This window comes from Pseudomonas sp. FP198 (genome assembly GCF_030687895.1).
Lineage (GTDB): Bacteria > Pseudomonadota > Gammaproteobacteria > Pseudomonadales > Pseudomonadaceae > Aquipseudomonas.
This window is the reverse complement of record NZ_CP117452.1, coordinates 1,116,752-1,142,706: the sequence shown is the minus strand read 5'-3', so window position 1 is coordinate 1,142,706 and position 25,955 is coordinate 1,116,752. Positions and strand designations below refer to the sequence as shown.

Annotated in this window: 19 protein-coding genes and 1 tRNA gene; 6 read left to right on the top strand and 14 right to left on the bottom strand. The window is 57.5% G+C overall.

Annotation, left to right across the window (positions count from 1 at the left end):
• Window position 1: 1 nt before the first annotated feature.
• Window positions 2-772, bottom strand: coding sequence for a tRNA (cytosine(32)/uridine(32)-2'-O)-methyltransferase TrmJ (trmJ, locus tag PSH78_RS05310; RefSeq protein ID WP_305498980.1), 771 nt, complete (start codon window positions 770-772; stop codon window positions 2-4).
• A gap of 144 nt (window positions 773-916) precedes the next feature.
• On the opposite strand from trmJ, the gene suhB reads away from it, so the two are divergent.
• Complete coding sequence (gene suhB / locus PSH78_RS05305) at window positions 917-1,735, top strand: inositol-phosphate phosphatase (protein WP_003185165.1); 819 nt, start codon at window positions 917-919, stop codon at window positions 1,733-1,735.
• Window positions 1,736-2,038: 303 nt separating this feature from the next.
• Here suhB and PSH78_RS05300 read toward each other — a convergent pair whose 3' ends face one another.
• The 6 genes from PSH78_RS05300 to queA all read right to left on the bottom strand — a co-directional run bounded on the left by PSH78_RS05300 (window position 2,039) and on the right by queA (window position 8,122).
• Window positions 2,039-2,587 carry a glycine zipper 2TM domain-containing protein gene (locus PSH78_RS05300; protein WP_014336691.1) on the bottom strand — a complete coding sequence of 183 codons (549 nt, stop codon included), beginning with the start codon at window positions 2,585-2,587 and terminating at the stop codon, window positions 2,039-2,041.
• A 117-nt stretch (window positions 2,588-2,704) separates the two neighbouring features.
• On the bottom strand, window positions 2,705-3,619 hold the full coding sequence (gene secF / locus PSH78_RS05295; RefSeq protein ID WP_305498978.1) for a protein translocase subunit SecF: 915 nt from the start codon (window positions 3,617-3,619) through the stop codon (window positions 2,705-2,707).
• Between the two features lie 9 nt (window positions 3,620-3,628).
• Window positions 3,629-5,497, bottom strand: coding sequence for a protein translocase subunit SecD (secD, locus tag PSH78_RS05290; protein ID WP_305498976.1), 1,869 nt, complete (start codon window positions 5,495-5,497; stop codon window positions 3,629-3,631).
• Between the two features lie 63 nt (window positions 5,498-5,560).
• A complete protein-coding gene (gene yajC / locus PSH78_RS05285) occupies window positions 5,561-5,899 on the bottom strand; it encodes a preprotein translocase subunit YajC (protein ID WP_305498975.1) in 339 nt (112 codons plus the stop codon).
• 43 nt (window positions 5,900-5,942) lie between these two features.
• Window positions 5,943-7,058 (bottom strand): tRNA guanosine(34) transglycosylase Tgt, encoded by a 1,116-nt coding sequence (tgt, locus tag PSH78_RS05280; RefSeq protein WP_305501181.1) that lies wholly within the window; start codon window positions 7,056-7,058, stop codon window positions 5,943-5,945.
• 14 nt (window positions 7,059-7,072) lie between these two features.
• On the bottom strand, window positions 7,073-8,122 hold the full coding sequence (gene queA, locus PSH78_RS05275; protein ID WP_305498973.1) for a tRNA preQ1(34) S-adenosylmethionine ribosyltransferase-isomerase QueA: 1,050 nt from the start codon (window positions 8,120-8,122) through the stop codon (window positions 7,073-7,075).
• Between the two features lie 108 nt (window positions 8,123-8,230).
• Between queA and PSH78_RS05270 the strand changes: the two genes are divergently transcribed.
• Together PSH78_RS05270 and PSH78_RS05265 are read left to right on the top strand one after the other, a co-directional pair.
• Window positions 8,231-8,315, top strand: a tRNA-Leu gene (locus tag PSH78_RS05270).
• A gap of 342 nt (window positions 8,316-8,657) precedes the next feature.
• On the top strand, window positions 8,658-8,987 hold the full coding sequence (locus PSH78_RS05265; RefSeq protein WP_305498971.1) for a hypothetical protein: 330 nt from the start codon (window positions 8,658-8,660) through the stop codon (window positions 8,985-8,987).
• Between the two features lie 216 nt (window positions 8,988-9,203).
• Here the strand turns inward: PSH78_RS05265 and PSH78_RS05255 are convergent, their stop codons facing one another.
• Window positions 9,204-12,794, bottom strand: a complete 3,591-nt coding sequence (locus PSH78_RS05255) for a hypothetical protein (RefSeq protein ID WP_305498970.1) — start codon at window positions 12,792-12,794, stop codon at window positions 9,204-9,206.
• A 438-nt stretch (window positions 12,795-13,232) separates the two neighbouring features.
• Complete coding sequence (locus PSH78_RS05250; protein ID WP_305498968.1) at window positions 13,233-14,336, bottom strand: hypothetical protein; 1,104 nt, start codon at window positions 14,334-14,336, stop codon at window positions 13,233-13,235.
• A 988-nt stretch (window positions 14,337-15,324) separates the two neighbouring features.
• Here PSH78_RS05250 and PSH78_RS05245 point away from each other — a divergent pair.
• Entirely contained in the window at window positions 15,325-16,662 is a 1,338-nt protein-coding gene (locus tag PSH78_RS05245; RefSeq protein ID WP_305498966.1) for a hypothetical protein, read from the top strand.
• A 161-nt stretch (window positions 16,663-16,823) separates the two neighbouring features.
• Here the strand turns inward: PSH78_RS05245 and PSH78_RS05240 are convergent, their stop codons facing one another.
• The 3 genes from PSH78_RS05240 to PSH78_RS05230 all read right to left on the bottom strand — a co-directional run bounded on the left by PSH78_RS05240 (window position 16,824) and on the right by PSH78_RS05230 (window position 18,832).
• Entirely contained in the window at window positions 16,824-17,183 is a 360-nt protein-coding gene (locus PSH78_RS05240; protein WP_305498964.1) for a DUF6124 family protein, read from the bottom strand.
• Window positions 17,184-17,589: 406 nt separating this feature from the next.
• Window positions 17,590-18,285, bottom strand: a complete 696-nt coding sequence (locus PSH78_RS05235; RefSeq protein WP_305498962.1) for a hypothetical protein — start codon at window positions 18,283-18,285, stop codon at window positions 17,590-17,592.
• Window positions 18,286-18,346: 61 nt separating this feature from the next.
• Window positions 18,347-18,832: a hypothetical protein gene (locus PSH78_RS05230; RefSeq protein WP_305498960.1), complete on the bottom strand. Its 486-nt coding sequence runs from the start codon at window positions 18,830-18,832 to the stop codon at window positions 18,347-18,349.
• A 512-nt stretch (window positions 18,833-19,344) separates the two neighbouring features.
• On the opposite strand from PSH78_RS05230, the gene PSH78_RS05225 reads away from it, so the two are divergent.
• Both PSH78_RS05225 and PSH78_RS05220 read left to right on the top strand, forming a co-directional pair.
• Window positions 19,345-19,626 carry a Rho-binding antiterminator gene (locus tag PSH78_RS05225; protein ID WP_305498959.1) on the top strand — a complete coding sequence of 94 codons (282 nt, stop codon included), beginning with the start codon at window positions 19,345-19,347 and terminating at the stop codon, window positions 19,624-19,626.
• Window positions 19,627-20,154: 528 nt separating this feature from the next.
• Entirely contained in the window at window positions 20,155-21,240 is a 1,086-nt protein-coding gene (locus PSH78_RS05220) for a sensor domain-containing diguanylate cyclase (protein ID WP_305498957.1), read from the top strand.
• Here the strand turns inward: PSH78_RS05220 and PSH78_RS05215 are convergent.
• Entirely contained in the window at window positions 21,224-23,575 is a 2,352-nt protein-coding gene (locus PSH78_RS05215) for a TonB-dependent receptor (protein WP_305498956.1), read from the bottom strand. The genes PSH78_RS05220 and PSH78_RS05215 overlap by 17 nt on opposite strands.
• 1 nt (window position 23,576) lies before the next feature.
• Window positions 23,577-25,931, bottom strand: coding sequence for a 7TM-DISM domain-containing protein (locus PSH78_RS05210; protein ID WP_305498955.1), 2,355 nt, complete (start codon window positions 25,929-25,931; stop codon window positions 23,577-23,579).
• Window positions 25,932-25,955: the final 24 nt, after the last annotated feature.

Here is a 25,955-nt window from a genome sequence, read left to right as displayed (position 1 = left end):
TTTATTCCTTCCGCTTAATCAGCTCGCCACGGGCCGCTTTCTGGGTTTCCGTGAGGATGCCGCGCAATATATTCATTTCCGCCCGGCTCACCGAGCTTCGTCCGTACAGCCGACGCAGGCGCGCCATCAAGTGCCGAGGCTTCTCCGGGTCGAGGAATTCGATGTCCACCAGGGTCTGCTCCAGGTGTTCATAGAATCGCTCCAGCTCGTCCATGGTCGCCAGTGTCTCACTGCGCGGCGACGTCGCCTCGAATTTTTCCACCTTGCTGGGCTGGCCTTCGGCTTGCAGCCAGGCCATGCGCACTTCATAGCTCAACACCTGCACCGCCGCCCCGAGGTTCAGCGAGCTGAAGCCGGGGTCGGAGGGGATATGCACGTGGAAATGACATCGCTGCAGCTCTTCATTGGTGAGGCCGGAATCTTCACGACCGAACACCAAGGCGATTTCCGCGCCCTGCCCCGCCTCCTCGACCACCTTGGTGCCGCATTCGCGAGGATCGAGCAGCGGCCAGGGGATACGGCGGTCGCGGGCGCTGGTGCCGAGCACCAGGTTGCAACCCACCAAGGCGTCTTCCAGGGTAGCGACGACCTGGGCATTGGCGAGGATGTCACCGGCGCCGGATGCCCGCGCGTCGGCTTCGTGATGGGGAAACGAGCGCGGCTCGACCAGCACCAGCCGCGACAGGCCCATGTTCTTCATGGCCCGCGCAGCTCCGCCGATGTTACCCGGATGGCTGGTATTGACCAGGACGACACGAATGTTCTGCAACAAGGGAGGCGCTCTCGAACATATAAAAGGGAGCAAATCTTACCTAAGCACCTACCGTTAAGCTATGAAAGCGAACACCAACCTTCTCCTGAGAAAAGTTTCTGATAGAATGCGCGGCTTTCTTTAACAACCTTAGGTGACACATCCATGCAGCCCATGCTGAATATCGCGCTGCGCGCCGCCCGCAGCGCCAGTGAACTGATCTTCCGCTCCATCGAGCGCCTGGATACCATCAAGGTCGATGAAAAAGATGCCAAGGACTACGTGTCCGAGGTTGATCGCGCCGCCGAACAGAAAATCGTCGACGCCCTGCGCAAGGCTTACCCGAACCACTCCATCCTCGGCGAAGAGACCGGCATGCACGCCGGTACCGGCATCGAAGGTGAAGAGTACCTGTGGATCATCGATCCGCTGGACGGCACCACCAACTTCCTGCGCGGCATTCCTCACTTCGCTGTCAGCATCGCCTGCAAATACCGTGGCCGCCTGGAACACGCCGTCGTGCTGGATCCGGTTCGCCAGGAAGAATTCACCGCCAGCCGTGGCCGTGGCGCCCAACTGAACGGCCGTCGCCTGCGCGTCAGCGGCCGCACCAGCCTGGACGGCGCCCTGCTGGGTACCGGCTTCCCGTTCCGTGATGACCAGATGGACAACCTCGACAACTACCTGGGCATGTTCCGCGCCCTCGTCGGCCAGACCGCCGGCATCCGCCGCGCCGGCGCCGCGAGCCTGGACCTGGCTTATGTAGCTGCCGGTCGTTTCGATGCGTTCTGGGAGTCGGGCCTGTCCGAGTGGGACATGGCGGCAGGCGCCCTGTTGATCCAGGAAGCGGGCGGCTTGGTGAGCGACTTCACCGGCGGCCACGACTTCCTTGAAAAAGGCCACATCGTTGCCGGCAACACCAAATGCTTCAAGGCTGTGCTGACGGCGATCCAGCCGCACCTGCCGGCCTCGCTGAAGCGCTAAGCCGCTCGGCTCAAGAGAAGCACCCTTCGGGGTGCTTTTTTTTGCCTGCCGCTCCACCCGGATACAGGTAATCCGTGGCGAGGGAGCTTGCTCCCGCTCGGTTGCGCAGCGGCCGCAAGATCTTGGGTCTGCTGCGCAGCCCAGCGGGAGCAAGCTCCCTCGCCACGATGGGTTACAACTTGAATATGGAGCAGACTGAGCCACCGCTTTCGCGAGCAGGCTCGCTCCCACAGGGGATTGGGGGCGGTAAGGAGTGCGGGCAAAAAAAAGCACCCCGGAGGGTGCTTTTTCATAGCGGTTGGATTACTGGGCCGGTTCGTTCTGGCCCAGGATCAGCTGGCCTTCCTTGCTGACCGGGATCTGGTTGCCCGGGTCGCGGTCCATGCGGACTTTGCCTTCCTTGCCGTCGAGCATGTAGCGAACGTCGTAGCCTACAACCTTGTCGCTGATGTCATTGACGGTGTTGCAGCGAGTCTGGGTGGTGGTGTACGTGTCGCGCTCCTGCATGCCTTCCTGAATCTTGTTACCGGCATAACCGCCGCCGGCCGCACCCGCCACGGTGGCGATCTTCTTGCCGGTGCCGCCGCCGATCTGGTTGCCCAACAGGCCACCGGCCACGGCGCCGAGCACGGTGCCGGCGATCTGATGTTGATCCTGAACCGGCTTCTGCCGGGTCACTGTCACGTCCTTGCACACTTCACGCGGGGTCTTGATCTGGGTCTTGACCGGTTCCACGGCCAGTACTTGCGCATACTCAGGGCCACTTTTTACCAAGCTGTAGGTGGCGACCGCACCACCGGCTGTTACACCGACAGCACCCAATACCGCACCAACCAGCATCGATTTGTTCACTTGAACCTCCAGGCCATTACAAGCGGATTAATCCGCGCTTCTCCCAGCCTTGGAGCACAAAAAAAGGCGCGAGTTCAACTCGCGCCTTTTGAGCGGTGACGGACGGAAGACCGGGCCTTACGGGCGGTCGTCCACCTCGGTCTCGGTGGCCGCTGGAGGAATCAGATCCTCGGAGCTCAGGTTCAACCAGATCAGCACCACGTTGGCGATGTAGATCGAGGAGTAGGTACCCGCCATCACACCGATGAACAGCGCGATGGAGAAGCCGAACAGGTTGTCACCGCCAAACACCAGCAGCGCGACAATCGCCAGCAAGGTGGAGATCGACGTCGCCATGGTCCGCAGCAGGGTCTGGGTGGTCGAGATGTTGATGTTCTCGATCAACGAGGCCTTGCGCAGCACACGGAAGTTTTCACGCACCCGGTCGAACACCACGATGGTGTCGTTGAGCGAGTAACCGATGATCGCCAGCACCGCCGCCAGCACCGTCAGGTCGAAGGTGATCTGGAAGAACGACAGGATACCCACGGTCACGATCACGTCGTGGATCAGCGAGACAATCGCGCCGACCGCGAACTTCCACTGGAAGCGGAAAGCCAGGTAGAGCATCACGCCGCCCAGCGCCAACAGCATGCCTAGGCCGCCCTGGTCGCGCAGCTCCTCACCCACCTGCGGGCCGACGAACTCGACGCGCTTGACCTGGGCCGGATTATCGCCACCGGCCTTCTGCAAGGCTTCGGCGACCTGGTGGCCCAGTTGCGGGTCTTCACCCGGCATACGCACGAGCAAATCGGTGGTGGCGCCAAAGCTCTGCACCACGGCATCGCTGTAGCCCGAGCTCGCCAGTTGCTCACGCACCTTGGTGACGTCGGCCGGACGCTCGTAGGTTAGCTCGATGAGCGTACCGCCGGTGAAGTCCAGGCCGTAGTTCAGGCCCTTGGTGGCCCAGCTGAACAACGCCAGGACCGTGAGGAACAATGTGACGCCGAACGCAATGTTGCGAACGCCCATGAAGTTGATTGTACGTAACATGGCAGCCCCTTAAATCCACAACTTCTTGAAGTCACGACCGCCAAAGATCAGGTTGACCATTGCGCGGGTCACCATGATGGCTGTGAACATCGAGGTAAAGATCCCGAGGGACATGGTCACTGCGAAGCCCTTGACCGGGCCGGTGCCCATGGCAAAGAGAATCCCACCGACCAGCAACGTGGTCAGGTTGGAGTCGAGAATCGCGGTGAATGCCCGGCCGAAGCCTTCGTTGATTGCCCGCTGGATCGACATGCCCGCGGCAATCTCTTCACGTATCCGCGAGAAGATCAGCACGTTGGCGTCCACCGCCATACCCATCGTCAAGACGATACCGGCGATACCCGGCAGGGTCAGCGTGGCGCCCAGCAACGACATCAGGGCCAGCAACAGCACCATGTTCACCGCCAGCGCAACCGTGGCGATCAGGCCGAAGAAGCGGTAGATGGCGATGATGAACAGCGACACGAACAGCATGCCCCACAGGGACGCATCGACGCCCTTGGTGATGTTGTCGGCACCCAGGCTCGGGCCGATGGTGCGTTCTTCAGCGAAGTACATCGGCGCGGCCAGGCCACCGGCACGCAGCAGCAGGGCCAGCTCCGAGGATTCGCCCTGGCCGTTCAGGCCGGTGATGCGGAACTGGCTGCCCAGTGGCGACTGGATGGTCGCCAGGCTGATGATCTTCTTCTCTTCCTTGAAGGTCTGGACCGGTACGTCTTTCTCGACGCCGTTGACTACCTGTTTGGTGTAGGTGGTGGTCGGCTTCTGCTCGATGAAAATCACCGCCATGCTGCGCCCGACGTTGCTGCGCGTGGCGCGGCTCATCAGTTCGCCGCCGTGGCCGTCGAGACGGATGTTCACCTGTGGACGACCTTGCTCGTCGAAGCCCGCCTGGGCGTCGGTCACCTGATCACCGGTGATGATCAGGCCGCGCTCGATCTGCGCCGCCGGACGACCGCCTTCGCGGAACTCGAAGCTCTCGGAAGTCGCCTTGGAAGCACCCGGCTCAGCGGCCAGGCGGAATTCCAGGTTGGCGGTCTTGCCGAGGATACGCTTGGCTTCGGCAGTGTCCTGCACACCCGGCAACTCAACCACGATGCGGTTGGCGCCCTGGCGCTGGACGATCGGCTCGGCCACACCCAGCTCGTTGACGCGGTTACGCACCGTGGTCAAGTTCTGCTTGATGGAGTATTCGCGGATTTCCGCCAGCTTGGCCGGGGTCATCGCCAGACGCAGCACCGCCTGACCATTGAGGTCGGCCGGCACAATGTCGAAATCGTTGAAATTCTTGCGGATCAGGGCACGGGCCTGTTCGCGGGCATCTTCATCGCTGAAGCCCAGCTGAATGGCACCTTCGAACTGCGGCAGGCTGCGATAGCGCACGCGCTCTTTACGCAGCAGGCTCTTGACGTCGCCTTCGTAGACTTTCAGACGCGCGTCGAGGGCTTTTTCCATGTCCACTTCCAGCAGGAAGTGCACACCGCCGGACAAGTCCAGGCCCAGCTTCATCGGGTGGGCGCCAAGATTGCGCAGCCACTGCGGGGTGGTCTGGGCCAGGTTCAGGGCCACAACGTAATCGTCGCCCAACGCCTTGCGAACCACATCCTTGGCCGGCAACTGGTCTTCAGACTTGACCAGGCGCAACAGGCCGCCCTTGCCGTTTTCGGCGATGGACGCAGCCTTGACCTCGATATTGGACGCCTTGAGCGCAGCGCTCGCGCGGTCCAGATCGGCCTGGGTGACCTGCAACGCCGTGCTGGCGCCGCTAACCTGAATGGCCGGGTCATCCGGGTAGAGATTGGGAGCGGAATAAATCACACCGACCGCCAGCACCGCCAGGATCAGTAGGTATTTCCACAGAGGGTATTTGTTCAGCATCACGCCGCCCGCTTATGACGCGGGGCGCCTTGCGCGCCCCGTCGATTGAAGAGAAGTTGTTACTTAGATCGCTTTCAGCGTGCCTTTTGGCAGCGTGGCCGCGATGGCGCCCTTCTGAAACTTCATTTCAACAGTGTCGGACACTTCCAGAACCACGAAGTCATCCGCCACTTTGGTGATCTTGCCGGCGATGCCGCCGGTGGTGACCACTTCATCACCTTTCTGCAAGCTGCCGAGCAGGTTCTTCTGCTCTTTGGCGCGCTTGGCCTGTGGACGCCAGATCATCAGGTAGAAGATGACCAGGAAGCCGACCAGGAAAATCCACTCGAAACCGCCACCCATAGGGCTGGCTGCAGCAGGTGCAGCCGCGTCAGCCATGGCATTAGAGATAAAAAAGCTCATTTAGCACTCCAGTTGCAAATATTGAATCTAGGGATCGGAAAACTCAGTCCAAAGGCGGAACAGGCAACCCGCGCTTGGCATAGAAGGCCTCGACAAAGGCGGCCAATGTACCCTGTTGGATAGCCTCGCGCAAACCAGCCATAAGCACCTGATAATGGCGCAAATTGTGGATGGTATTGAGCATGCTGCCGAGCATTTCGCCGCACTTGTCCAAATGATGCAGATAAGCGCGGGAGAAGTTCTGGCAGGTATAGCAATCGCACGTCGGATCGAGCGGCGAATCATCATGGCGATGGAACGCGTTACGGATCTTCAGCACACCAGTGTCGATGAACAGATGCCCATTGCGGGCATTACGGGTTGGCATCACGCAATCGAACATGTCCACCCCGCGGCGCACACCCTCAACCAGATCTTCCGGTTTGCCAACGCCCATAAGGTAACGAGGTTTGTCAGCGGGCATCTGGCCCGGCAGGTAATCGAGCACCTTGATCATTTCGTGCTTCGGTTCACCCACCGACAGGCCGCCAATCGCCAGGCCGTCGAAGCCGATCTTGTCCAGGCCTTCGAGCGAGCGCATGCGCAAATCCTGGTGCATGCCGCCCTGCACGATGCCGAACAGCGCCGCCGTGTTTTCGCCGTGGGCATTCTTCGAACGCTGGGCCCAGCGCAACGACAGCTCCATCGACACCCGCGCCACGTCTTCATCGGCCGGGTACGGCGTGCATTCGTCGAAGATCATCACGATGTCCGAGCCCAGGTCGCGCTGCACCTGCATCGACTCTTCCGGGCCCATGAACACCTTGGAGCCGTCGACCGGCGAGGCGAAGGTCACGCCCTCCTCCTTGATCTTGCGCATGGCGCCGAGGCTGAACACCTGGAAACCGCCGGAGTCGGTCAGAATCGGGCCTTTCCACTGCATGAAATCGTGCAGGTCGCCGTGGGCCTTGATCACTTCCATACCCGGACGCAGCCACAGGTGGAAAGTGTTACCGAGAATGATCTCCGCGCCCGTGGCAACGATGTCACGCGGCAGCATGCCCTTGACCGTGCCGTAGGTGCCCACCGGCATGAACGCGGGGGTTTCCACCGTACCGCGGGGGAAGGTCAGACGACCGCGACGAGCCTTGCCATCGGTAGCAAGCAACTCGAAGGACATGCGACAGGTGCGACTCATACGGTTTCCTCGGGCCCGCGTGGCGCGGGGTTACGGGTGATGAACATCGCATCACCGTAGCTGAAAAAGCGGTACCCATGCTCGACGGCGGCCTGGTAGGCGGCCATGGTCTCGGGATAACCGGCGAACGCCGAAACCAGCATCAACAGCGTGGATTCGGGCAAATGAAAGTTGGTGACCAGGGCATCGACCACGTGAAACGGCCGGCCCGGGTAGATAAAGATATCGGTGTCGCCACTGAACGGCTTGAGCACGCCATCGCGCGCGGCGCTTTCCAGCGAACGCACGCTGGTGGTCCCCACCGCCACCACCCGGCCACCGCGGGCGCGACACGCCGCCACGGCATCGACCACTTCCTGGCTCACTTCCAGCCATTCGTTGTGCATGTGGTGATCTTCGATGCGCTCCACGCGCACCGGCTGGAACGTGCCGGCGCCGACGTGCAGCGTCACGAAAGCCGTCTCCACGCCCTTGGCGGCAATCGCCTCCAGCAACGGCTGATCAAAATGCAGCCCCGCCGTCGGCGCCGCCACCGCCCCCAGGCGCTCGGCGTACACGGTCTGATAACGCTCGCGGTCCGAACCTTCGTCCGGGCGGTCTATATAAGGAGGCAACGGCATGTGCCCGACACGGTCGAGCAGGGGCAACACCTCTTCGGCAAACTCCAGCTCGAACAACGCATCATGCCGCGCCACCATCCGCGCCTCACCGCCGCCGTCGATCAAGATCGACGAGCCCGGCTTGGGCGACTTGCTCGACCGCACATGGGCCAGCACCCGATGCCCGTCCAGCACCCGCTCCACCAGAATCTCCAGCTTGCCGCCGGAGGCCTTCTGGCCAAACAACCGCGCCGGAATGACTCGGGTATTGTTGAACACCATCAAATCGCCCGGGCGCAAATGCTCAAGCAAATCAGTGAATTGACGGTGAGCCATGGCACCGCTGACCCCGTCCAGGGTCAACAGTCGACTGGCGCGACGCTCGGCCAGAGGGTGGCGAGCGATCAGCGAATCCGGGAGTTCGAAGGTAAAGTCAGCAACACGCATGATGGGGTTCGTCTAGCAGGGCCGGAAAGTCTAGCGGAATTATCAAAAATTCACCATGAAACGTGATTGACCAACGGTAGGCACCTCTCTATACTTCGCCGCCATTGAGCCCTGATGGCGGAATTGGTAGACGCGGCGGATTCAAAATCCGTTTTCGAAAGGAGTGGGAGTTCGAGTCTCCCTCGGGGCACCATCTTAAAGAAAGACCTTGAAATTCAAGGTCTTTTTTTTCGTCTGCAGGAAAGTGGCTTGGCTGTGATCAGCGCAAATCCCACCTCAGGGCGCCGCCTTTTGTGGCGAGGGGATTTATCCCCGCTGGGCTGCAAAGCAGCCCCAAATACCCAACCCCTAATGTGAAAGGATCTGTGGCAAGAAGAACTGGTGATAGGGAAAACCCGTGGCGAGGGAGCTTGCTCCCGCTTGAGCGCAAAGCGCTCACAAAAAAGTCACTGCCCACACCGATACTCCGAGTTGCCATGGCCAAGGCATAACCACCACCCCACCCTCCTCAACCAGTCACCAAGGATCTCACCCCATGGAATTGCTGCTGGAAACGGTCGCTCTTTACTCGCTCAAGCTGGCTTATGAGACGGAGGGTCATAGCCCGATTCTGCGGGATGATCCGTTGATGGGGGGTTGTGATCGGGAGATTTTTGGGTTGTTGGTGCGGCGGGGGGATTTGGTTGGGATTCAGAGGGAGATTGGGCGGTGTTTGGATTTGGCGTTGGGGGCGGTTGGTGGGGTGGATTCGGTGTTGGGGCGGGAGTTGGGGCGGTTGGCGCAGGATTTAGCGGCTGTGCACACGATGGACGGACTTTACGCTCCGGCTGTCATGCTTAGGAGTTATCTGCGCGATGTTCTTTGAGCAGGACATGGCACATAAATAAATCTGCCCCTTTTCCCAATACCGGATAGGTCATCGAAAGTAACGGTGGAAATCACAAGCTTTGAAAGAATGGAAAGCAAAGCACGGTACTGACGTCGTTGAGAGATGGCGAAAGAAGTAAAAGAGCCACACCAAAAAGGGCCCAAGTGGGCCTTTTTTAAAAAAAACTCACAAAGCAACTTGTGAATGGCAGCTTCATAAATCTCTCTTGATGCTTCTCGCTACAACAAATTCAGCTTCACGCTCATACGACTCCGCCATATCACGCAGCGAGGTTGAAAGGCGATGATACCCTGCCTCCTCTAAATCGCTTGCTTTGGACCTGCACCCTTCGGCTAAAACCTTCTCCCCTGCACCCGTAGGATCAACCCAATGCGCTCCGCGCTGATTGTACAAAGCGGTTCTATAACCATCCCTCATGGGCTCTGCATATTTTGCGTTTAATACAGTGGCTACCGAGCGATGAATCCAAAGTCCATCGGGATCCTGCGGTGCATAGATGAGACAATGGCCGGTCATGGACATTGCCACTTCCAGATGCCCAGACGTGGTGCATATCTCTTTCACGGAGATAATCCAATTCTTGAAAAAGTCTCCGTCAAATTCATCGTCTAGCACCAACCCCGGCAGATGCTGCCAATTATTTAAAAGACGGTAGGCATTGGTCGCGACCCTTTGCTGCCCTTCATCAAGAGGAGTTGATTCATCAGTCTCGTTCTGATTCTTAGGTTTGAAAACAAGACGTATGACCTCACAAAAAAAATCAGGTTCTTGGGCGAGTTTTTTCCACAAAAAAACAGGTGAGGCATCGCTATGTTTGTCCAGCAACGGCAAGTATGCCCATTCGACACTAATTACATCATTCAAATTCACGCCAGAATGACACTGTAGCGCTTTAATAACTTTCGTAGTCTGATATGAGTCATTAGAACTTTGAGGCTCGTCTGAGCGAAGTGCTGCCAAAAGTGCTTTCACTGCTAATTGAGGATTGAATGGCGATTTTCTATGGATGCAAACACTAATACACCTTAAAGCTGCGTTCGGGCGATCATTAATGATGAGCTTCTCAATGGCAAAATCAATATTTTCAGACTCCTCAAAAAAATGAGCAGAAGTGGTCCGCCAATACTCACCATCGTCAGATGCGAGTAATCGCGTCACGTACTCCCAAGTTTTTTCATTGAAAGGTAAATATGATAAGAAAAGCCCCTTGTCAAATGGTGTCCATTTCGACAAATCAAGCTTGTCAACCCAAGACCAACCTAGCGAGTTAAACCGACTCAACACAAACCCTTCGACAAAACTTACAATCTTGCTATCACTGCCACTTATTAAGTCGGGGAGAATTATCGAATCCACTTGACCAGAAGCAATTTTTCCATATGCGAGCCCCACTCGCCAAGAAGACTTTACAACTAAAGCAAAATTTATGATGGATGCATAACCACCTAAAGTTTCGATTTCGACCAAAGCATTTTCACGGCTTAGACTAAGGCGCTGGCTTTTTTCTTCAAAGCTCCCTTCTTCCTCATAAAAATCAAAATCCCTTTCACTGAATAGGCGGCGATGGATAAAGGCTGGCGATGTTGGAGATAGTTTTTCCGCCGTGCCAGCAATTCTATTGATTCGTTCCAATGACATTGCCCATTCAGAATCACTGAATCTTCGATGTTTAGAAACGACATCAACCAACTTGTTCCACAAAACAACGATATCGTCCTCAGACAAAAGTGTAGGCGCCTCGTTTTCTAAACAACTTAGAAACCTTTCACCGGCCTCTGTAGGCAGGCGTTCAATGCAATCTAGTACATCTAAAAATCTTGCAGGGTCACTTGTCACTTCGTCCACGAGCATATCTGCATATCGTAGAACCTGAGAATGGTATTCTGATGTTCTTACTCCATCCGCCCAGTCATCTGGAATCGTTTCTCTCCACTCAGGTTTCCGAGTGCCCGAAGATGATGAGTGGGAGCTAGGCAAGAGAGCCAATAGAAGCTTCCAGCCCACGACGGGCTGTTCATTTACTATAAGTAATACTGCTACATATCTTTGTTTTAAAAAAGCACAGGTTTGTGGATACCAAGGGAGAAAAATATCTCTTAGTGAGTTTGCTGGACGATTTGCCCACTGACTACCTGGGTCGAGCATGCATAATTCTGCAAGGCAACATACCGCCCTATTTAAATAAACAGGATCCCATGCTAAAGTCTCTAACGACCACAACAAGGCGCTAATATAATTTTGACCCGTTATTCCGTCACCCTCTTGGCGAAACAATATCTCGAGCGGACCATTTTCATGTGCCAATGCATCCTCAACAGCCTTGAGAAAAATACTGGGTGCAGCTTCCGCAAACAAGGGCAATAAACCCCCTAAACTAGCCCACTGTACCCAGCCAGCACCGGATAGCGTTTCATAAACGATACTAGAGACAGTTACCTCCGCTTTATTAGGCTTACAAGAAATCAACGCTTTAGCATGATTACCTAATAGAGCCAGGGTTTCGGCCAACCCTCTTCTCAGCTCTTGCGAATGAAGTAAAACCTTTCCGTGAACAGCTGCCGCGTAACGTTCCTCAACCGGAAGATCAAACTGAGGATCTGCCTCTGTGAATACCGAAACAGCGACCGTTCTAAAACGCTCGAGATGTTCGTCAAATATTCTTGGACCTAACGCATACCAGCCTTCAAAGCGTAAGCTAAATTTCCAATCTCCATATTGATGAATTAGGGGAGTGCCCGAGGCGAGTGCTGCAATTCGCATTAACTCAATCCACTCCCCGTAAAATTTTCCCGTTAGGTTTTCCACAATAGTACGATCAGCGGAGCATTCATCAGCCCAAGTCCCAAGCATCATCGCAACTGCTAATTCCGATGCGACAGATCCTTCAGCCCATTCAGGCATCAATGAAAGGTTTTGGAGGCACCGGAGTAAGGATCCGAGATTTCCGGCACACTTTTGGGCCAACGAGCGCGCTCGTTCCTCTGCGTATCCCGAGAGAGTGAGTGCTTCTTTAACATCCTGCGAACGAGGATTGGGCAACGACGCACTCGCAGGGTCTGGAATACCGCCCGCGGCGCCTCCAAAAATAACTGCGTGTCCTGCACGCCTTGCCATTTGGATCAACCTGGTGCCTGAATCTCCGCTCAGATCTAGCCCTGAGTCTGCAATCAAGAAGAGTTTTTCTCTCTGAAAGGATAAAGCCTTCCAACTTTCCACCGTCGACACAACGAGACAGCGTCCAGCGGCATCAGCTCTGAACTCGTCACTCTGCTCAGCCAAATATGCAGAGACAAAATCCACAACCTGATCTGGGTAGCGCGTGGTGAGTTTTAATTGAATTGCATTCCCAACAAAAATTTCATGAATTTTTGAGCAGGCTTCATCCCTGCCTGTAAGAAAGACGCGGGGCGTCAAGGATGGTGGCTCACCAATAGAGCGAATCGAGTTCCAGCGCTGGTCGGGTGTCTCGATGGCTTGGGGCAACCCATTGATTATATTTGCAAGCCATAGCTCCACCGCCGGGAACTGGCAAATCCAGTCAATTAGCTTTGTGCCGTCAATGACTCTTACTTCGGCCCATTCATCTCTGGCTATTCGATCCTCTAGCCACCGCCCTTGAGCGTCCTCCTTCCAAGTGTGTTCCCAATCCCTTCTGCCAGAGAGGGGCGTGACAAATACAAAGCTCGACTGTCGCCGAATATTTTCGGGGATTGCCTCGACCAAGCCGTTGTAGTCAGCGGTAGCTTTATCACCCGCGCTTTGAGCCCAGTGCCTACCTCCCAAAATGATCTTCCTTCCGGTACGAACGGATCAAAAGATAGATTCACACGCAACACACCATCCGGACCGTGTTGACCGATGCTATCTCCCAATGGAAACCGGCGCTCCAGCGGGGCCGGACATGACGCAGCCACCAAACGCCAAATTAATTCAACTATTACTCCCTGAGCATCACGAGCGTTTCCACGAACCCATTCGTCCAGCTGATTTTCGGTGAGGATCATCCCTGCCTGCTCCTAGATTTTTTCGCCCAATACTCGATGCCCAATAACGTGGCTCGCATGGAGAGATAGCACCAAGTCCATATAACAACCTAATCAGTACCTCGCACAGGCATTCAGTTAAGAAGAACTACCTATAGCGCATACTTGGTAGCAAGGCCAGTGGGGAAGGTGCGAACGAGCTTTTTTTCCTAGTCATATGCCTATTTATCGAGGATCCTTACCCCCCCTGAACTCCCATCGCCGTGAGTAGCTTCCCTAGAGAGGCCACAACCTGCGTCCCAAACTGTTTGGGGATAATCGGCTGTACAACACTGCACATGTATCTGTCAGCCCTGAAATAGGAAACGTAAGGGGTGTAGATAGCGTGAATGATATCCACGAAGTCGCTGGCTTTCATCACGCGGGGACGTTCTTTAAAAGAGTTCTGAAGCGAGTCATAGAACGTATTGATGCAGACATAAAGGCCAGGACAATAATCCTCAATATCTTTTGTGTTATGGCATGCCGATGCACCGGGCACAAGAAGTGTGAGCAAGCGGTTCACTATGTCGATCAATCCTTGTTGTTTCAATTTCTCCCACCTTGTGCCGCTTACGCCTTTAATGGCTGCAGCACGATCACTCTCTGGCAGTCTGGCCATTTGCTCCCGTAATTCCGTGATCGTCACGCCGCAGCTCTCCATCAGTTGCCGAGCAGGACGCCTCACCCATTCCACGATAGGGCCCAATTGCTGATGATGGTGGATAAACCATTGGACCATGTAACTGGGGTCGCGCAGGCTTTCTAGGAAAGCTTTATCGGCTTCCTCCCGAGTCGCTCGGCCTAAAACGTAGTTCTTAAGCACCGCAAAATCACGAGGTCGCATCGGCGCCTTACTGATCAGCTCGCTGTAATCCGCCTGACCGAAGCGTTTTTCAACATCGCCACGAAGTCTGCCATTTTTGTTGGTTGTGCCTGCCTTGACCATCCTCCGCATTTTGCGATTGAGCACATGTTTTTCCATTTCCTGCCGTAATTTTCCAGCAACGTCTAGCTCATCGATAGGGTTCATGAGTGACCCCATTTCTGGAAACCACTCACCATTTCTATCAAGAGCGTTCACAGGTTGCGAGCTTCGCATGACCAATCTGGAAAGCTCAGCCTTCATAAGCCGATCAAACGAGATCAATGTATTACGTCCGCATAGGTCCACCATCAAGCTAGTGCGCGCCACTGCGGCAGCGGAATACTGCTGATCCAAAGGAGACATCTCTGAGATGTGTGCTCCGGAGAACACGAAAAAGACCTCTCCACTAAGCCTGAGCGCTTTTAGAGTTGCCAAGTGCTCCGCTTCCGACTCACTGAGGTGAGGTTTACTCAAGGCGGAGTAATCGCAACTATCGAGGTAGACGAGCGTTGGTTTGATAGGCTGCAATCGTCAATGACCATATGGATTCGAATTTGAACAAGTGCATGCGGTGCACTAGATCTCCTGTGCTGCTATAGACCCTTAAAATAAATGCTTTTGGCCGATAGTAGACCGTGGCAACCTCTGCGTTTAACCGGCTGCAAACCTTTCGCTAATTTTCCTTCGAGCCTGGATTGACTATAGCGTTACACCGCTCGACATCGTTACACCTTACACGCCGGGAGCTTCCAGCATGTGTAACTCTAAAATTATCTATTAAATTCAATGGGTTAATCGATTCTGTTACACCTGTTACACCTGTTACACGACACTCCATAGGTACCTTCCCGCCCCCCGTAAGCAATGGGGTCCATCAGCGGAGAAATTCCAGCAGGAATCGGGGTCCCTGAGGCAGTATCACACGGGGTCGGAAATCCGCGTGATCGTGTTAGCGAAAAAGTGCACAGCTTAGTGAACTGGTGGTTCACCTGAGCATTTGCCCTATCGTTTGGTAGCTCCGGGGACCCTGGGCATCTCGAATGGATACGGGGCAAAGAACCCGCAGCATCTTGTTAGCGACCGAGTTTTTTACGTCGGTTGACAGGTTGACGTGGTTGACAGCGCCCCCAAGGTTGACCGGGTTCAACCGTTCGCTATCAACAACACAATGGCTCACCTTTACCGTTGCGGTAACGATCCCCTTTTTTCGTCAGGATCCTTTCAATTTCAACGTTGAAATTTCAGTAAGCTGCAATCTCTGTCGCTACCAAGATCCCGCGGGTTACCGACCCCGTGAACCACGTAAATCCCCAGGGTCCCCGGCGTCTTTCCCGCATACGAAATCGACGTGGTGTGCTAAAAATCGCACCCAGCTCGTAAATGGATATTACCGTCCATCCACCTACTTGGAAGAAGGTGCACCATGACTGACTCTCTAGCTGACATCGACGCTTTAGCGTTGAAGTGCAGAGCGGAACGCTCTCGGGACTACATTGCAGAATCTATTCAGTGTTATCGAGCTGGGGCTTATCGCTCCTCCATTGTTCACACCTGGATCGCCGTAGTATTCGATCTGGTGGACAAGATCAGAGAGCTTGCTCTAGCCAACGATCCCATTGCGGTTCGTATCAATGCAAAGTACGAAACCTACATTACCCAGATCAACCAAGGTAATGATCAGGGGGTCAAAAATGCACTTGAGTTCGAACGTACGATTCTGTCGATATGCAGAAGAGAGTTGGATTTTTTCAACCACCAACAAATTACGGATCTTGAGCGCCTGCGTGAAGACCGTCACCAGTGCGCACACCCTTCGTTCCAAAGAGCCGGCGTGCCGCATCGCCCCTCAGCCGAGCTAGCCAGACTACATCTCAGAAACGCAGTCGAACACGTGCTCTCCCAACCTCCGATCCAGGGTCGTCCTGCTATCGCAGAGATCATCACAACCATCGCATCAGAGTATTTTCCTAAAGATCGATATCAGGCTGCGACCGCGTTGCGCCAGACACCTTTGGCCAATCCCTCAGAAGCATTGGTTCGGGGACTCGTTGACGAATTAGTATTTAAATACGCTGAGGCAGATAGCCCTTTGTATGGAAAAATTCAGGTCGGGGCTGCCTTATCTTCACTGCTGGATACCCACCGGGACATTGCAGAAACCAGAATTGCCCAAAAGTTGAGCACACTTGTTCGCCGTGTTGACGACAACGGACTTCCTGCCGTAGCACGTCTTATTGCGGCAATACCCGAAGCAGTTGCTCTCATCGACGAGGCAGCGCGCCTCCGGCTGCGTGAGTTTGTGCGGGTAGGTCCAGACCTAGACGTTCTCCCAGCAATGGCGGGATTGGGACGTCATCCGTTAATAATCGAAATTGTCCGAGCCAGGATTCTTCGTTTTGGGACAGGTTTGCTCGTGACCGCTATTCAGGAATACGAGCTCGCTGACCTAGCAAAGGAACGCGTATTTGTCATAATTTCAGAATCCAGCAACTGGCACGAGACGAACGACGTCTTTGATCGGTTGGTTTCGCCTTTGTTTTCCCATCTGACAAGGGATGACATCGAGAGAGTGATCCGCATGCCTACTGAAACGACCGCGGATCTAATTGGCTCCAACAGATTCGAACAATTCATCGACCAGGTAAGTCGCACGGGAATCATCCCAGAAGCAGAACTGGATACGTTACTGGGTAACAATCGCATGGAGTACCTCGTGCGTGAACGGCAACGTGAGCGTCAACGTGTTGTGCCTCAAGCCTGAGTGCGTCAGGAGCTAGCAGCATGTATCCCTACCTGTATCCCTAATAGTATAATTCCGCTACAAGGCACGAATTATATGAAACGCTCGAGTCTTCCTCGGGCACAAAAAAGGTCTTGCCGGGCAAGACCTTTTCGAATCTAGATTGCGCGTGACGCTGCCGCCTACCTCTCCTCCACAATATCCAAAGCCCTATTCGCCAACAGCTCACTCAACTCAATCACCTGCAAAATCCCCAACGCAACATGCCGCCTCGACCCTTCCAGATCAAACGCCAAATCACTGATCATCGCATTCGCCGAAGCCAGGCTCTCGCTCAGATTCGCAAGCAAGCACTCCGTATCCACATCCGGATCAATAAGGAAAAGCGTGCTGTAGTTGCCGGAGGCTTCACCCTCAGGCTTGGGTTTCAGATAGAAATTCAACGCGCGGTTGGTGGCGTCTTCGAGTTTCTTGTTGGGGGCGGATTGGGCGCGGGATACGGATTCGTCTGCCGCAGGTGGGTTTGGGGTGACTTTTGCCATCGTCTTGCTTCCTGTATTTGGAGCCATCACCCGCTCGCTGCTAAACGATGGGAGGCAGCTGTACGCAGGTTAGCAGACCGGGGAAACAAGAAACCGGCGCGTCCGGGGACGCCCTGCGCACAGCCACCATCAAGTGCAGGAAGGAGATTCCTGACTGGATGACGCCTTGCACAACCTGTTTCACCACGAGCTGCTAAACCCGATCACTGATGAGCAGTGACAGGACTCAGACTACCGACGCGGCCCGGGGCGCACAAGCCGGCGGATTCTGGCGTAGTTGTAGGTAAAGGCGCAAGGTGATGTGGGCTTACGGGCGGGGGGCGTCCGGTGTCTGACAGACCCGGCTGACGCAACGGCAATCCATCGCCCCTGAACCATGAGGCAGCACTCCGGTTCACCTGGGCAGTTACTGTTTCAGGTCTTCAATCAGCTTGCCGACTGCCAGATCGGACACGCGGGAAAACGCCGCGCGCAGTGCTTCGGGATCGGTGGCGTATTGTTCAGGGGTGTAAGCGAGGGTATTGCTTTCATTGAAGGGCGAGATGGTATTGAAGTTGCGCCAAACCGATGTAGCGCCGCGCTTCATGAATCCGTTCACGCCAATGACCGGGTAAAGCACGGTGCTGTAGTTTTTCAGGCTCAGCCCCCACTGCATGACCATAATTTCGACGTCGGCATCCGCTTTCTCGCCTTCAGCCACAATGGTGAACAGCCCTTCTTGCTTGATGCGCCTTTCGAAGCTTTCACGCACCAGCGTGCCCACATCGATACCGTGGGCCTGCATGTTGTTCAGGATCGCTTGGGAAATATCCGCCGTCGTGCCGTCTGCCGCCTTGGTGCCCGCGACCGATCCGGCGCCGGTCAATGCGCTGGTGGCAGCGCTGGATGCTCCGGCCGCCATGCCGGTTGCGGCACCTGCTCCGGCACCCAAGCCTGCTCCCCAGGCCTGAGTCATGCTGGTGTACTTGAAGTTCTGCACCGCAAAGTACACCGGAAGGATCTTGATGGTTTTGATCTGGTGGCGGTCTTCGACACTCAACGACTTGGTGACACACCCGGAAAGCAGGGCGACCGAAAGCAACGCGAGAAACAGCTTTTTCATGGGAGGGAAAACCGATTACATGGATGAATGAAAGCCCTGGGGTGCAAGACCTACCAGTCTTTCAATAGAGGCGGTCTTCTTCCTTCATCCGATAAATCTGACCGAACGTCATGAAGGAGATCCCGAGAAACACTAACGTCAGCAACACCCCGCCAGCCATGATGATGAAGCCAGAGCGATACGTATGAAGCTCGGTGGCGATGCTGCTGATTCGAGGAAGCCAGCGTGAGTAAAGCAGCGGAGCGTCCCCGCCTACTTCGAACTGATGGTGTTCGTTATAGCGTTGGTCCGCGTAATCGTCTTCGTGGACTTGCTGATCACTGTCGGTATAGCGGTAGTGAATGATCATGCCGTTTTCATTCATCGGAATGCTTTCAAGTTGCGTCACGGTGCCTTTCACCTCGACAGCACTCCATTGAATGGCCCCATAGATGGTCCCGGAGTGTTTTGCCAAGGAGGCCAGGAGCAGCAACACACAGCAAGCCACGGTCAGCAGAACTATTCGGTTATAGAGATGATCTTTTTCAGCTTCACGTGGGTAGAACATGCTCGATCCTTCGTTTGATGTTTCTTGCGCAACACTATCGGCGTCCGATCCGACTACTTGAATTTTGAGTCCGTGCTTCGCCCCTTTTGTCAGGGCGCCGGGGATGGGAGATCAGGAGGACTGGTGCTCTTCGGATAAGAAAGGTCCCGCTGTACACGCAATGCGGTTCACTTGAGAGAATGATGTACCTGTGGCGAGGGAGCTTGCTCCCGCTCGGCTGCGAAGCAGTCGCAACCGGCGGGGGCGTCGTGCCTGATGCTCAGCATTTGGCAGGTTTTGGGCCCGCTTCGCGGCCCAGCGGGAGCAAGCTCCCTCGCCACGGGCTTGGTGTTTTTCTTGAGGACAGTGGTTTCTCTTGGGGAATGGTGGGTGATCGGTATGCCCTCAGAAGCGGCGATGCTTACACTTCGGCGTGCTGATTGACTGCCACGACTTGGACTTCGCCCAATCCTGCGCGCGTGTCGGCAGGCAGGGCTTGTTCATCCTGGAACTGCGAGGCTGGGAGGCGTGAAATGGATACCTATAAACCGCTGCACTGCGACCTGCATGACTATGTGGAGATCGCTTGCCTGTGCGGCTACATGCTGGATATTGAGCTGATCGACCGCCAGCACCTGACGGCCCGCGCGATCACCACACGAACCGCCAGCACACGGGAGGAATTTCTCGAAGTCGAAACCGCTGACGGTTGCCAGGAGATTCGCCTCGATCGCTTGTTGGCGATTACACCGCTGGATAAGCACGCCAGGTTTGGCCGGGTTGTGCTGGCGGTGGATGGTCACGCCGCCCTTTGAAGTTGTGCATAGGTCCCACAGGGCGGATTGCGTCCTGAAAGGCCGGACCCGCTTGAATATTCGTTGACTGAAGCACCGCTATCGCGAGCAAGCTCGCTCCCACAAAGGGGTGAGTGTTGTGCCTGGGACTCAGTAGACTTCCAGTTACCTGTGACGAGGGAGTATCCACCGCGTCCGAGCCACTGGGCTATCGCGCACCGAACCGGGCCCTGTGGCGAGGGGATTTATCCCCGTTGGGCTGCGCAGCTGCCCTAAAAATGAAGCCAGTCTCCCTGACACACTGAGTTGTCTGGTTTGAGGGCTACTTCGCAGCCCAACGGGGATAAATCCCCTCGCCACAAAGGAAGGCACTCGACTAGCCGAGGAGCGCCGACTGGCGCTGATACAACCCACGCAAAAATCTTCCTAACCTTTCCCCTCCCGCAAAGCCCCCATCCCCTCCAGCAAACGCCCCTCCACTCCCCCACCCCGATAATGCCCCCCTCCACTCACCCCCAACCGCTGCAACCCGAGCACCGTGTACCTCCCATGAACCTACGCACCTTCATTCGCAGCTACTGCCTCAACTCCAGGCTCGCTACGAATGCCCTGACCCGCCTGCATAAATTCCTTTCTTCCCTGGCCGCCTATCTGGCGCAGCAGGGTTTTGATTCCAGGACCTGGCCCGCGCCCCGTGACGAAGGTGCGCTGGACCGTTACCTCAGCGACGTTTGCCCGGAGCTGGCCGCGACGGTGTTCAGCCATGCCCGCGACGGGGTGATCATGGTCGATGCGTTTGGTCGGATCATCGGCGTGAACGAGGCGTTTACGCGGCTTACCGGTTACGCGCAGGACGAGGTGCAGGGGCGGGAGTTGAATTCTCATCGCATGGTGCGGCGGCTCGCGGCGTTTTATGCACCGATGAAGAATGCGCTGGATTTCCACGGGCATTGGTCCGGTGAGATTCAAAGCAGCCACAAGGACGGCCGGGAGATGACGTCGCGGATCAGCATCAGTGCGGTGCATGACCGTCACGGCAACGTTCAGCACTATGTGGCGCTGTGCAGCGACATGACGCAGATGAAGCAGCGCTTGCAGTTGCTGGAGCGGGATGCGCGGTATGACGCGCTCACGCAATTGCCCAATCGCTTGTTGCTGGCCGAGCGGATGCGCCAGGCGTTGGGCAAGGCGCGCCTGCATCAGCAGAAGGTGGCGATCGCGTTTATTGACCTGGATGGGTTCAAGGCGCTGAACGACAGTTATGGCCATGACTGGGGCGATCGGGTGTTGCAGATTGTCGCGGCGCGGATCAACGCGACGTTGCGTGAAGGCGACACGCTGGCGCGCCTCGGCGGTGACGAGTTTGTCGCCGGGCTGGTGGGTTTGCAGGAGGTGGAGGACAGCGAGTCGTTGCTCAAGCGGATGCTGGCGGCGGCGAATGCGCCGATCCTGATTGGTGCGCAGACGGTGGAGATTGCCGCGAGTATCGGCGTGGCGTTTTATCCGGAGCATGGGCTGGAGGTCGATGCGCTGATCAGCAAGGCGGATCAGGCCATGTACCTGTCGAAGAAGGCTGGCGGCAATCGTCTGGCGTTTTGTCCGACGCGGTTCATTTCGGTCAATAGCGAAGTCTGACGGTGGTGCCGAGGGTGCGTTCGCTGCCGGTCATGACGCCGTAGTCGCCAGCGCCGAGCAGTGAATAGACGGCGGTGATGTAGTGGCGGTCGAAGACGTTGCGCACCCAGCCTTCCACTTCCCACGCGCGGTCCTGGCTGCGCAGGCCAAGGCGCAGGTTGGTCAGGCCGTAGCTCGGTTGATAGCTGCCTTCGCCGCCTTCGAGGGTGCCGTAGTAGCCGGTGCGAAAGCTGTAGTCGATGCCGCTGAAAGCTTCCAAACCATAGGGCAGCGGATGGCTGTGGTCGAGGCCGCTGCTGAGGCTCCATTCCGGTGCGTTGTAGAGGCGGTCGCCGCTGAGGTCGCAGGTCCATTGGCCCGAGGCCGGCGGGCACGGCGCGTTGGGGAAGCTGCGGTAGCGCGCATCGCTCCAGGCCAGGCCGAGGCGCCCGGTGAGTTGCGAGGTGAGTTGCCAGGCGGAATCCAGTTCGATGCCGCGCAGGCGGACTTTGCCGACATTGATCAGGTTGTCCCGCAGCGGCGGCGCGAACAGCGAGGTCGGCGGGCTGTAGGTGAGCGCCTGGTAGTTGTCGACGTCGGTCTGGTAGACGGCAAGGTCGAGCAACGCTCGCTCATCCCAGAAGCGCGTTTTCACGCCCAACTCCAGGGACGTGGCCCTCTCCGGCTCGAAGGTCGGCGCGGTGAACGGGCCGACCACGTCGAAGTTGATGCCGCCGGCCTTGTAGCCCCGCGACCAACTGACGTAGCCCATCACCGCGTCGCTGAAACGGTAGCTGGCGCTGGCGAGGCTGGAGACGTTGTGTTCTTCGATCGAGTCCTCGCGGTAGTAACCACGGCCGAGGGCGATGTCGCGCAGCAGTTGACCACCGGCCTGGAACACCGGGGGCAAGCCGGTCAGCGGGGCGAGATTACTGACGTCCCGGGAGATCCAGCCGTCCTTGCGCTCATGGCTGTAGCGCAGGCCACCGGTGAGTTCCAGCGGGTCGATCGGACGCCAGGAAAGCTGGCCGAAGATCGCTCGGCTGTCGCCCTTCTGCTCGCCGTCGAAACGTTGTCGGGCGCCGTTGAGCAGCATCGAAGGCACCTGCCCTGGATTAGTGAAATTGATGCCGAAGAGTTTTTTCAGTTGGTCGAGCTGATCGCCGACGAACCAGGGTGCGGCGTCCTTGCCGAATTCGGCGTCGATCTCACGGTCGAGCTGCTGGCGCAGATAGTAGAGGCCGGCGACATAGTCGACGGACGAACCGGCCGTGCCGGACAGGCGCCATTCCTGGCTGAACTGCCGATGGCCGAGCTCGGTTTCGGACTGCGCCACCGCCAGCGCGGTGCTGTCGCCGTCACGGGTGGCGCGGTAGTCCCAGTCGCGGTAGGCGGTGATGCTGGTGAAGCGCAGCGCCTCGTCGAGGTCCCAGTTCAATTCCAGCGACACGCCGTTCTGCAGGGTTCGCGGACGGCCCGGCGCGTCGATGCGGGTCTCGCGTTTGTAAGGATCGGGCTCCGCCAGCGGATAACCGACGAACTGGGCGCGCTTGCGGGTTTGCTGGCTGTAGTGATTGGCCAACAGGACGTTGCCGGCTTCGTTTTGCTCGGCGTAGTCGGCGATCAGGCGAGCGCTGAAATCGGCGTTCGGCGTCCACAACAGTTGGCCGCGCAGGCCCTGGCTGTCGGCGTCGCCGAGGCGGCTGCCGTCTTGCAGGTTTTCGACGCTGCCCTCGGCGGCGCTGTCGAAAACGTTGAGCCGCCCGGCCAGCACGTCGTCCTGCAGCGGCCCGGAAATCGTCCCGCGAAACTCACGCAAACCGCGCTCGCCATAGCTGGCTTCGAGGTTGGCTTCGGGCTGGAAGGTCGGCTGGCGAGTGATTATGTTCAGGGCGCCGGCGGTGGTGTTCTTGCCGAACAAGGTGCCTTGCGGCCCGCGCAGGACTTCGATGCGCTCGATGTCCATCAGCTCGGTGAAGGCCATGCCCTGGCGCGCCTGGTAGACGCCATCGACATAGGTGCCGACGCTGCCTTCCAGGCCATCGTTGTACGCGGTCGCACCGAAGCCGCGCAGGCCGACACCGGCGTAGCGGGCGTCGTGACCAGAGACAATCAGGCCGGGCACGCGCTGTTGAATGTCTCGAAGCGAGTGCAGGCCGGCCTCGTCGAGTTGCTCGCCGTAGAGGACGTTGATCGGGATGGGCACGTCCTGCGGGTCCTCTTCGCGGCGTCGGGCAGTCACCGTGGTTTCGTCGAGCGTGAGGGCGCTGGGCGCCTCTTCGCCAGCGGTCACCGACGCCCAGGGCCATGCCGAAAGACTGCCGATCAGGAGCAACCGGTAACGCAAACCCGGCATCCTAGAACTCCCGAGCCAACGCACGACGCGTTGTGTCCGGGCAGGCCAGCGCCTTGACCCACGCCAGCAGTTCGCGGCTGTCGGCGGGTTTGAGCAGTACCGCGTTGAACTCCAGGTCCTCTGGATAATCCTGCGGCCTGCGTGGCGGCACCGCCGAATAAAGCATCACGGGCAGAGGGTGCCGGCGCTTGCGCACCTGTCGCAGCAGTTCCCAACCGTCCATCCCGGGCATCATCTGGTCGCTGATCAGCAGGTCGACCGGTTGTTCGGCCAGGCAGGCCAAAGCCGCTTCGCCGCTGGTCGCCATGCTCACGTCAAACCCGTAGCCGGCCAGCAGGTCGTAGAGCCATTCGCTGTTCTGCTCGATGTCGTCCACCAGCAGCACATGCTTGCCCTGGCCGTCGAACGGCGTGGCGTTGTTGTCGACGATGCCGTTTTCGAGGTCGTGCTCCTCGGCACATTTGAGTTGCAGGCGAAAACTGAAGTGACTGCCCTGCCCGGTGGCCTGGGGCTCGAGGCGACTGTCCATGCGTTCGAGCAATTGCGTGACGATGGACAGACCGAGCCCGCTGCCTTCGTAGCGCTGCGCATTGCGGCCGCGGCGGAACGGTTGCAGCAGTTGTTCGAATTCTTGCGGGTCGATGCCGATGCCGCTGTCGATCACGTTGAAGTGCAGTTCCACGGTGTCTGCGCTGGCGCCTGGACCCGCGCTCACTTCGAAGCGAATCTGGCCGTTGCGGGTGAATTTTGCCGCGTTCGCCAGCAGGTTCATGAGGACCTGGCGAAGGCGTTTGAAATCGGCCTCCACCAGCGGCGGCAGGTCATCGGCCAAGTCCGCCTCGAAACTGTTGCCCTGGCGCGCGGCGAGGAAACCCGCCTCGTCGGCGATCTCTTTGAGGAAGCCGTACAGGTAGCCCGGCGCGAGGGTCAGTTGCATTTGCTCCAGCTCGCCCCGGGAGAATTCGAGCATCTCGTCAATCAACTCCAGTTGCTGGCGGGCGTTGCGTTCGATCGTCGCTTGATAGTCGCGGTTGGGCCCGGCGTGCAGCAGGCGCGCGTAGTCGATGATGCGCACCAGCGGCGAGCGCAGGTCGTGGCTGATCCGCGCCATCAACGCGCTGCGGGCCGCCAGGGATTCACGCAGTTGCGAGGTGCGCAGCGCCACGGTGCTTTCCAGGCGCTCGTGTTCGGCCTGGCGTTGTTGTTCGAGGGTGGACAGGGCGTGCTTCTCGCGGTGGCGGCTGCGGCTGACTTCCATGATCAACGTGCACACCAGCAACACCACGCCCGGCAGGGTGGACGACAAGCTGTACTTGCTTTGCGGCGACTGCCAGGGCAATTGTTCCTGAGGGAAAAAGATCCGCATCAGCAGTTGCCCAAGCAATAGCGCCGGGACCAGCCAGGCCATCCAGCTGTAGCTCAGGCGTCTGCGCCAGGCCATGAACAGCGTGGCGAGCAGCACGCCATAAAAACTGAACAGGGCTATCTGGACTAACAGCGCGCCCTGGACCGGATCGATCTTCAACCACCAGAGTCGGCCGAAAACACAACCCAACAGCGGCACCCAATAGCTCCAAGCGATGATCCTGGGCAGTTGCGACACCTGCAGCAACACGCGGAAGTAGGCCAGGAACAGTACGAAGGCGATCGCGCTGGCACAGGTCAGTAGCTCACGCGTCCAGCCCAGCGCGCTGGGCCAGTAGATCAGGTAGCCGTTGAGGATGCAGGTCAGCAGGATGTAGCTGAGGACCGCGCCGGCGTTCACGCTGAGCAGTCGCGAACGGAGGATCCCGCCGACGATCAGGCCGAACGGGACGACCAGCAGGACGATGCCGAGGGTCAGCCCGTCGCTCAGATACGTCTGTTGCTGACTGCGCAGCAGCGCCGGTTCGGACCACAGCTCCGGCTCCAGCAGCATCTGGAAATTGCTTGTCGCCCGGACGAACACCGTGGTGCTCTGCCCTGCCGCCAACGTTACCGGGAACGCCGGCTGACGCGCCGCTGGCTGCGGCCATTCGGCCAAGGGATAGGCGCCGCCGGCATGGGCGTCATGCCCCGGCTGGTAGACACGAATGTCTTCCAGGCGCGGCGCCCCGACGACCAGCATGCGCGAGCATGCCTCAACACTCGAATTGGTGAACTGCCATTTCAACCAGAACGCGGACCGGCTATAGCCTTGGGTCGGCCAGTGCGAAGTTGCGGCGTTGAAATCATTTTCGGGCAGTTGGGCGACTTGTTCCAGGCTCAGGCTGGCCTGGGCGTCTTCGAAAATCTGCGCCGAGGGCATCAGGTCCAGCTGGTCAGCCCGGCAGATATCCACAGGCGCCGCGCGCAGCAGGCCTGTGGATAACAACATTATCGTCAGCAAGAAAAACTGTAG

Bases quoted from the DNA above. Each gene is read 5' to 3' on its own strand.
- tgt (WP_305501181.1), bottom strand. From the start codon at position 7,058: ATGTCCTTCGAGTTGCTTGCTACCGATGGCAAGGCTCGTCGCGGTCGT.
- PSH78_RS05230 (WP_305498960.1), bottom strand. From the start codon at position 18,832: ATGTTCTACCCACGTGAAGCTGAAAAAGATCATCTCTATAACCGAATA.
- PSH78_RS05245 (WP_305498966.1), top strand. From the start codon at position 15,325: ATGACTGACTCTCTAGCTGACATCGACGCTTTAGCGTTGAAGTGCAGA.
- secF (WP_305498978.1), bottom strand. From the start codon at position 3,619: ATGTTACGTACAATCAACTTCATGGGCGTTCGCAACATTGCGTTCGGC.
- yajC (WP_305498975.1), bottom strand. From the start codon at position 5,899: ATGAGCTTTTTTATCTCTAATGCCATGGCTGACGCGGCTGCACCTGCT.
- PSH78_RS05240 (WP_305498964.1), bottom strand. From the start codon at position 17,183: ATGGCAAAAGTCACCCCAAACCCACCTGCGGCAGACGAATCCGTATCC.
- PSH78_RS05215 (WP_305498956.1), bottom strand. From the start codon at position 23,575: ATGCCGGGTTTGCGTTACCGGTTGCTCCTGATCGGCAGTCTTTCGGCA.
- PSH78_RS05220 (WP_305498957.1), top strand. From the start codon at position 20,155: ATGAACCTACGCACCTTCATTCGCAGCTACTGCCTCAACTCCAGGCTC.
- PSH78_RS05235 (WP_305498962.1), bottom strand. From the start codon at position 18,285: ATGAAAAAGCTGTTTCTCGCGTTGCTTTCGGTCGCCCTGCTTTCCGGG.
- PSH78_RS05210 (WP_305498955.1), bottom strand. From the start codon at position 25,931: ATGTTGTTATCCACAGGCCTGCTGCGCGCGGCGCCTGTGGATATCTGC.
- suhB (WP_003185165.1), top strand. From the start codon at position 917: ATGCAGCCCATGCTGAATATCGCGCTGCGCGCCGCCCGCAGCGCCAGT.
- PSH78_RS05225 (WP_305498959.1), top strand. From the start codon at position 19,345: ATGGATACCTATAAACCGCTGCACTGCGACCTGCATGACTATGTGGAG.
- PSH78_RS05265 (WP_305498971.1), top strand. From the start codon at position 8,658: ATGGAATTGCTGCTGGAAACGGTCGCTCTTTACTCGCTCAAGCTGGCT.
- secD (WP_305498976.1), bottom strand. From the start codon at position 5,497: ATGCTGAACAAATACCCTCTGTGGAAATACCTACTGATCCTGGCGGTG.
- queA (WP_305498973.1), bottom strand. From the start codon at position 8,122: ATGCGTGTTGCTGACTTTACCTTCGAACTCCCGGATTCGCTGATCGCT.